Genomic DNA, 538 nt, shown 5'->3' with positions numbered 1-538 from the left:
CTGTTGCCCAGCGGGGGAGTTCGCTGCTTCAAGTGCTGATCCACCAGCCAAAAGGCTGCTCCTGTCAGGATGGGCGCACCAATCAGGACATAGGCCAAGTTGAGGATTCCCCCGAAAAGTGGGATTAGCTCGGCGATGATGGAAATGATGAAGCCGGGAGAGGCCAGGATCAGCAACGGCCCATAGATGGGGCCTACCATCTCGAACGACCGCTGCAGGAGCCGGATGGGACTGAGGGTAGCGTTTTGCATGACAGAGGGATCCTCGTGGGCGACCAAGTTCACCCCCTTCATACCACGGGATCCCGGCTTTGGTTCTGGGAGCAGGCTTAAGAAAGTCTGTATTGCTTTGTACAGATCTAGGCGGATTTTTGGAGGATCCACGCCGCTGCCTGTTCGCCGCTGCGCAGGGATCCCTCGAGGCTGCTCTGGTGGGTGTATTCCCCGGCCCAAAGGAGGCCCGGCAGGCCGCTAAAGGTGGGAACCAGATGCTGCTGAAAGCCGGGGGGTTGTACAAACTGGGCAAAAGGGATCCGGTA

At 58.7% G+C, this 538-nt stretch carries 1 protein-coding gene and 1 pseudogene; both read right to left on the bottom strand.

All coding sequences use genetic code 11. The features are described 5' to 3' along the window. Positions 1–293, bottom strand: a pseudogene (locus NW838_RS11435) (hypothetical protein); the annotation flags it as partial. A gap of 65 nt (positions 294–358) precedes the next feature. Beyond that, a partial coding sequence (locus NW838_RS11430; RefSeq protein WP_414428071.1) for an FAD-dependent oxidoreductase occupies positions 359–538 on the bottom strand: 180 nt, incomplete at its 5' end.

This window comes from Synechococcus sp. R55.2, assembly GCF_047462075.1.
Lineage (GTDB): Bacteria > Cyanobacteriota > Cyanobacteriia > Thermostichales > Thermostichaceae > Thermostichus.
This window is presented reverse-complemented; position numbering and strand designations above follow the sequence as displayed.